The 239-nt window shown below is 73.2% G+C and carries 1 protein-coding gene; it reads right to left on the bottom strand.

All coding sequences use genetic code 11. The features are described from left to right. Positions 1–55: 55 nt before the first annotated feature. Positions 56–239: hypothetical protein (locus ACZ6JE_RS15545; RefSeq protein WP_464319531.1), on the bottom strand; the 184-nt coding region annotated here is incomplete at its 5' end.

Here is a 239-nt window from a genome sequence, read left to right on the forward strand (position 1 = left end):
TTGCGGGGGTACGCGACGTCGTGGACGCCGTAGTAGCGGACTCTCACGGCCCGCCTCAGAGGGCGACGACGTGGTCGCCCGTCAGCACGTGGCGGGTGTCGAAGGTGGGCCCGCCGTGCAGGAGCGACAGGTCGACGCCGTCGTGATCGGTGACGACGACGGCGGCGTCGACCTCGGCCACCCCGTCGCGGACGAGATCGACCCGGCGGATGCCCGCGGGCCCGTAGCGCTCGTGCACG

The sequence above is a fragment of the Frigoribacterium sp. AC759 genome (assembly GCF_979256015.1).